Raw genomic sequence first — 6,467 nt, 5'->3', positions numbered from 1 at the left:
GGCATGACGGGTTCGGGGGCCGGGCGGGGGCAGACGCCGTGGGAGGTATTCATCAGACCGCGGCGCGGTCTGTCCCATCAGCATGTGGGCTCGGTGCACGGCGCGGACGCCGACATGGCGCTGGCCAACGCGCGGGACCTGTACACCCGCCGCGGCGATCCGGTGTCCATCTGGGTGGTGCGCGCGGACGCGGTACGCGCCTCCTCGCCCGCCGAGAAGGGCCCGCTGTTCAGCAACGCGGCCGACAAGCCGTACCGCTATCCGGAGCACTATGTCGCGCTCCACGAGGGGGGCGTCCATGACGCCTAGCACCACCGGCCGGCCGGGCCGGGACCTGGCCGCGTACACCCTGCGGCTCGGCGACGACGCGCTGGTGCTGTGCCAGCGGCTGTGCGCCCTGGTGACCCGGGCGCCGACCATCGAGGAGGATCTGGCGCTCGCCAACATCGCGCTGGACCTGCTGGGACACGCCCGGACGCTGCTGGCCTACAGCGGCCGGCTGGACGGGACCGGGCGCTGCGAGGACGAGCTGGCCTATCTGAGGACCGAGCGGGAGTTCCGCAACGCCTTGCTGGTGGAGCTGGCGGACGGCGACTTCGGGGTGACGGTCGCCCGGCAGCTGGTGTACGCGCTCTACGGCGAGCTGCTCTACGCCGAGTTGGCGCGGTGCTCCGACGCCGAACTGGCCGGCTTCGCCGCCCGGGCCGCCAAGGACGTCGAGTACCACCGGATGCACGCGGCCCAGTGGACGGTGCGGTTGGGGTTGGGCACCGCGGAGAGCAGGGAGCGGATGCGGGCCGGGCTGGAACTGGTGTGGCCGTACGCCGCCGAGTTGTTCGAGACCGACGGGCTGGTGGAGCGGTTGGACGCGGCGGGGACCGCGGTGGCCCCGGCGCGGCTGCGGGACGCCTGGGAGCGGGAGGCGGCCGCGGTGCTGGCGGAGGCGGAGCTGGCCGTGCCGGCCGCCTCCTGGCAGGCGACCGGGGGCCGCTCGGGGGCGCACACCGAGGAGTTCGGCGCGCTGCTGGCGGAGTTCCAGTCGGTGTCCCGGCAGTACCCGGGAGGCACCTGGTGAGCGCCGTGCCGCCGCTGCCCGCCGAGCGGGTACGGGCCCGGGTCGGCGCGGTCCCGGACCCGGAGCTGCCCATGGTCACCCTGGCCGATCTGGGGATCGTGCGGGCGGTGCGGACGGCTGGGGACGGGGTGCTGGAGGTCGTCATCACCCCGACCTTCCTGGGCTGTCCGGCGCTGCCGGCGATCGAGGCGGACATCCGCGCGGTGCTGGCCGAGTGCGGCCATCCCGCGGGGCGGGTCCGCCAGGAGCTGTCGCCCGCCTGGAGCAGCGACTGGATCAGCGCCGAGGGGCGGCGGAAGCTGTCCGAACACGGCATCGTGCCCCCGGGGGATCCCCGAACGCCGCTGCCGGTGCGGCTGCGGCTCGGGCTCCGCTGCCCGCACTGCGGATCGGTGGCGACCCGGCCGCAGAGCCCCTTCGGGGCGACCCGCTGCCAGGCGGTCTGGGTGTGCGGCGCCTGCCGGGAGACCTTCGCCCAGCTGAAGGCGGTGTGACGGCCGTGGGGCCGACAACCATGACGAGCGAGAGCGGGAGCGGCACGGTGCCGGAGCCGGGCCGCGCCACCGGGTGGCACCGGCTGCGGGTGGCGGCGGTCCACCCGCTGACCGAGGAGGCGGTGGCCATCGGTCTGGAGGTTCCGACCGAGTTGGCGGGCACCTTCGCCCACCGCGCCGGCCAGCATGTGACGGTGCGGCACGTACTGGCCGGGCGGGAGATACGCCGCAGCTACTCGGTCTGCCCGCCGCCAGGCCGGGCCGGTGAGCTGCGGCTGGTGGTCAAGCGGCTGGGGCCCGACGGGTTCGGCGCGTACGCCACCGACCGGCTGGCCGCCGGCGACGAGCTGGAACTGGCGCCGCCCACCGGCGACTTCGGACTGGCGGACCGGCCGGGGGCGCACCATGTGATGGTCGCCGGCGGCAGCGGCATCACCCCGCTGCACTCGATGGCGGCGGCCGCGCTGCGCCGGGATCCGGACTGCCGGGTCTCGCTGGTCTACTCCAACCGGACGGCGCGATCGACGCTGCTCGCCGACGAGCTGGCCGATCTCAAGGACGCCCACCCGGCCCGGTTCTTCGCGCTGTACGTCCTGACCCGGGAGACCCGGGAGGCGGAGCTGCTGTCCGGCCGGATGGACGGCGACCGGCTGCCGAGGCTGCTGGCGCTGCTGGGCGCCGCTCCCGGCGAGCGCACCCGTTTCTATCTGTGCGGGCCCTGGGGGCTGCTCGACGGGGCCCGCCGGGCGCTCGCGGCGTGCGGCGCGGACCCCTCCCGGGTGCGGTTCGAGCTGTTCACGGCCGGCGGCGAACCGGCGGAGCGCCCGGCTCCGCGAGGCGCCGAGGCAGGCGGGCGAGGCGAGCGGATCACCGCGCGGCTGTGGGGCCGTACCACGGTGTCCGCCATGGAGGCCGGGGACCAGGTGGTGCTGGACGCCGTGCTGCGGGCCCGGCCGGAGACCCCGTACTCCTGCCGGGACGGGCTGTGCGGCGCCTGCCGGGCCAAGGTGGTCTCCGGGTCGGTGGCGATGGGTCGCCAGTACGCGCTGGGCGAGCCGGAGTTGGCGGCGGGCTACACCCTGACCTGCCGCGCCCGGCCGCAGTCCCAGGACGTCGGACTGGACTTCGACGCCTGAGCCCGCTCCACCGCGACGCGAGAGCAATCGTCTACCAGAGCTACCGGAGGAGACATCATGACCGACAGCCTTCCCCCCTGCCCTGCCACGGCCGCGCCGGCCGGCGGCTCCGCCGAGGACGAGTCGCTGCTGAAGTTCCACGGCCCGCCTCCCTACGAGGGCTATGTGCGCGCCTCCGCGCTGACCTCGCTCCAGCATCCGCTGACCGCCGATCCGCACGAGATGGGGTTCCTGGTCACCACCCAGGTGATGGAGCTGTGGTTCGCGCTGATCGCCCACGAGTGGCGGGCCGCCCGGGACGCCCTGTCCAAGGACGACCTGGAGCGGGCCATGGACGCCCTGCGTCGCAGCCGGCGTGCGCACCAGGCGCTCAACGCCTCCTGGCGGCCGCTGGCCGCGCTGACTCCCGCGCAGTTCAACGGCTTCCGCGAGGCGTTCGGCCAGGCTTCCGGATTCCAGTCGGCCGGCTACCGCCATCTGGAGTTCCTGCTCGGCGACCGCTCGCGCTCGCTGGCCCAGCCCCACCGGGGGCATCCGCCGGTGTACGCGGCGCTGGAGGACGCGCTGACCCAGCCGTCGCTCTACGACGAGGTGCTGCGCTATCTGCACCGCTGCGGCATGCCGGTGCCCGAGCCGGTGCTGGAGCGGGACGTGACCCAGGCGTACCAGGCCGATGCCCGGGTGGTGGAGGTGTGGCGGCGCGTCTACGCCGGGCCGCAGCACGATCCGCTGGTGGCCCTGGGCGAGGTCCTCACCGACCTGGCCGAGCTGGTGCTGCGCTGGCGGTCCGACCATCTGCTGGCGACCCGCCGGGCGATGGGCGGCAAGACGGGCAGTGCCGGCACCCCGGGCGTGGTGTGGCTGGAGCGGCGCGCCGCCCGCCCGGTCTTCCCCGAGCTGTGGACGGCGCGCGGACATGTCTAGGCAGGTCTCCGCGTTCGCGGCCGAGGAGGAGCGCCGGGTGCTGAGCCTGCGGCCGGTGCTGGCGCCGGTCCACCGCGCGTACGGACCGCATCCGAACCAGGTGTACGACCTGTGGCCGGCCGAGGATCCGCACGCCCCGCTGGTGATGCTGCTGCACGGCGGCTACTGGCGGTACGACCGGATGCATCTGACGCCGTTCGCCGCCCATCTGGCGCGGCAGGGCTTCACCACGGTGCTGCCGGGGTTCCGCCTCTCGGGCGGGGCGGGCGGCTACCCGGCCACCTTCGACGACATCGCGCTGGCGGTGGACACCATCCCGGGCGGCCGCCCCTTCGTGCTGGCGGGCCACTGCTCGGGCGGCCATCTCGCGCTGTGGGCCGGTGCCCGCGGGCTGCTGCCGGCCGACTCGCCGTGGTACACCGAGCGGCTGCCGACCGCGGTGCTGGGCCTGGCGCCGCTCACCGATCTGGCCGCGACCATCCGCGAGGACCTGAGCGAGGGGGCGGCGCTGCAACTGCTCGGCGGCCCCGAGCTGGTCGCGGACCGGTTGCCGCTGGTGGATCCGCTCACCCTGCTGCGCGGCCGGGGCCGCACGGGCGTGCGCACCGTGCTGCTGCACGGCACCGAGGACTCCGAGGTGCCGCTGGAGCAGTTCGCCGACTACGCCGCCGCACACCCCGAGGCCGAGGTCGTCACCCTGCCGGGGGTGGGCCACTACACCCTGATCGAACCGGGTTCGGAGCCCAGCCGGGCGGTGGTCGACCTGCTGCACCGGCTGAGCCGGCCGTGGCGGGACGTACCGACCCCCGTGTGCCCCTGAAGGAGAGGATCCCGCGGTGACCCCCGCCCCCTTTGCCCACGACGCCCTGCCGGCCCGGGCGGCGGCGCTGGACGCCGCCGATCCGCTGGCCGCGCTGCGCGAGCGCTTCCTGCTGCCCAAGGGCGTGGTCTATCTGGACGGCAACTCGCTCGGCGCGCTGCCGGCCGCGGTGCCGCCGGTGCTGGCGGACGCCGTGGAGCGGCAGTGGGGCACCGATCTGATCCGGTCCTGGAACGACAACTCCTGGTGGCAGGCGCCGCTGCGGGTGGGGGACGCGATCGGGCGGCTGATCGGTGCGGCGCCGGGCCAGACCCTGGCCGGAGACTCCACCAGTGTGCAGCTGTTCAACGCGCTGGGGGCCGCGGCACGGCTGCGTCCGGGCCGTCCGCTGCTGCTGACCGATCCGGCGCACTTCCCCACCGACCAGTACGTCGCGGACGCGGTGGCCCGGCTGTTCGGCCTCCAGGTCCTGCGGGTGCCCGCCGGCGACCTGCCGCGGCTGCTGGCCGCCGAGGGCGATCGGGTGGCGGTGGCCGGGTACTCCCCGGTGGACTACCGCACCGGGGAGCTGTACGACATGGCCGCCGTCACCGGCGCCGTCCAGCGGGCCGGCGGGCTGATGCTGTGGGACCTGTGCCACGCGGCGGGGGCGCTTCCGCTCCGACTTGACGAGCTGGGTGTGGACCTGGCCGTGGGCTGCGGCTACAAGTACCTCAGCGGCGGGCCGGGCGCGCCGGCCTTCCTCTATGTGGCCACGCGCCATCAGGCCGCCTTCGACCAGCCGCTCACCGGTTGGAACGGACATGCCGAGCCGTTCGGGCTGAGTGGCGGCTACACCCCGGCCCCGGGGGTGGGGCGGGCCCGGATCGGCACCCCGCCGATCCTCTCGCTGCTGGCGCTGGAGGCCGCGCTGACCGCCTTCGACGGGGTGGACATGGCGCGGCTGCGGGCCAAGAGCCTCTCGCTGACCGGGTTCTTCCTGGACTGCGCCGACACCCTGCTGGCCGGGCTGGGGTTCACCGCGGTCACCCCGCGCGCCCCGCACCGGCGCGGCAGCCAGGCGGTGCTGCGGCACCCGGACGCCTACGCGCTGGTGCGGGCGCTGGCCGAACAGGAGGTGATCGGCGATATGCGGGCCCCGGATCTGCTGCGCTTCGGGGTCAACGCGCTGTACCTCTCGCACCAGGACGTGCTGGTGGCGGTCCGCACCCTGCGCGAGGTCGTGCTGGACGGCAGCCATCGGCAGCCGCGCTTCCAGCAGCGCGAGACGGTCACCTGAGGCGCGGATGCCCGGCGCGCCCCGGGTCAACTCGCGCCGACCAGTGCCTCGGCCACGCTGGTGCGGGCGTAGAGCACCACCCGGCCGGCCCGGTGCGCACTGACCAGGCCGGCCGCGCGCAGCGCCGACAGATGCTGGGAGACCCCGCCGGCGGTCAGCCCGATCCGGTGGGCCAGGTCGGTGGTGGAGGCGGGGGTGGTCAGTTCGGCCAGCAGCAGCGCGCGGGTGCGGCCGAGCACCCCGGCCAGGGCGTCGGAGCAGGGTTGGGGGCGCTGCTGCCACAGGGTGCCGATGCCGCGCGGCGGATAGCGCAGCACGGGCTGCTGCTCGCTGCCGCAGAGGTTGGAGAAGATCCGCGGCCAGACGAACACCGAGGGCGTCAGCAGCAGTCCCCGGCCGTCGAGTCGGCGTGTCCCCGGGGTGCGGCGGCGGGTCAGTTGCAGGGTGCCGGCGTCCCAGCGGAGCCGGGGGTCCAGGTCATGGAAGAGGCGCCGGGTGCCGCCCTCGGCGAAGTGGGTGGCCCGGTGCAGGATGTCCCCCTCCAGCAGGGTGCGGATGCGCGGCCAGTACGGTGCGAGCGCCACCTCCCAGTAGGCGGCGATCACCTCGACCAGCCGGTCCAGGCCGCGTTCGGGGTCGGCGCGGAGGGCGGCGACGCCCTGCTGGGCACCGGTGGCGGTGGTGCGCAGCCGCTCGACGGGGGTGGCGCGCAGGGTGGCCAGCTCCACCTCCAGGGCGG

At 75.1% G+C, this 6,467-nt stretch carries 8 protein-coding genes; 7 read left to right on the top strand and 1 reads right to left on the bottom strand.

The window, feature by feature from the left end:
• Positions 1-3 precede the first annotated feature (3 nt).
• The 7 genes from paaB to E4099_RS27250 are packed head-to-tail and all read left to right on the top strand — an operon-like array spanning position 4 to position 5,728.
• Positions 4-309: a 1,2-phenylacetyl-CoA epoxidase subunit PaaB gene (gene paaB, locus E4099_RS27280; protein ID WP_135341788.1), complete on the top strand. Its 306-nt coding sequence runs from the start codon at positions 4-6 to the stop codon at positions 307-309.
• Positions 299-1,075 (top strand): 1,2-phenylacetyl-CoA epoxidase subunit PaaC, encoded by a 777-nt coding sequence (paaC, locus tag E4099_RS27275; protein ID WP_135341786.1) that lies wholly within the window; start codon positions 299-301, stop codon positions 1,073-1,075. The genes paaB and paaC overlap by 11 nt, the downstream gene beginning before the upstream one ends.
• Positions 1,072-1,569: a 1,2-phenylacetyl-CoA epoxidase subunit PaaD gene (gene paaD, locus E4099_RS27270; RefSeq protein ID WP_386388912.1), complete on the top strand. Its 498-nt coding sequence runs from the start codon at positions 1,072-1,074 to the stop codon at positions 1,567-1,569. The genes paaC and paaD overlap by 4 nt, the downstream gene beginning before the upstream one ends.
• A 20-nt stretch (positions 1,570-1,589) precedes the next feature.
• Complete coding sequence (locus tag E4099_RS27265; RefSeq protein WP_135341785.1) at positions 1,590-2,705, top strand: 2Fe-2S iron-sulfur cluster-binding protein; 1,116 nt, start codon at positions 1,590-1,592, stop codon at positions 2,703-2,705.
• Between the two features lie 57 nt (positions 2,706-2,762).
• Positions 2,763-3,629, top strand: coding sequence for a tryptophan 2,3-dioxygenase (locus E4099_RS27260; RefSeq protein ID WP_135341784.1), 867 nt, complete (start codon positions 2,763-2,765; stop codon positions 3,627-3,629).
• Positions 3,622-4,449, top strand: a complete 828-nt coding sequence (locus tag E4099_RS27255) for an alpha/beta hydrolase (RefSeq protein WP_135341783.1) — start codon at positions 3,622-3,624, stop codon at positions 4,447-4,449. Before E4099_RS27260 ends, E4099_RS27255 begins: the two co-directional genes overlap by 8 nt.
• Positions 4,450-4,465: 16 nt before the next feature.
• The gene (locus E4099_RS27250) at positions 4,466-5,728 is read left to right on the top strand and encodes a kynureninase (RefSeq protein ID WP_245245208.1); all 1,263 of its coding nucleotides are present in this window, start codon (positions 4,466-4,468) and stop codon (positions 5,726-5,728) included.
• A 26-nt stretch (positions 5,729-5,754) separates the two neighbouring features.
• Here the strand turns inward: E4099_RS27250 and E4099_RS27245 are convergent.
• Positions 5,755-6,467 (bottom strand): ArsR/SmtB family transcription factor (locus E4099_RS27245; RefSeq protein ID WP_135341782.1); only part of this gene is annotated, 713 nt, incomplete at its 5' end.

Origin of the sequence: Streptomyces palmae, from assembly GCF_004684805.1 — a bacterium.
Taxonomy (GTDB): domain Bacteria; phylum Actinomycetota; class Actinomycetes; order Streptomycetales; family Streptomycetaceae; genus Streptomyces; species Streptomyces palmae.
The sequence above is the reverse complement of the archived record's forward strand: the minus strand, read 5'-3'. Positions and strand labels throughout refer to the sequence as shown.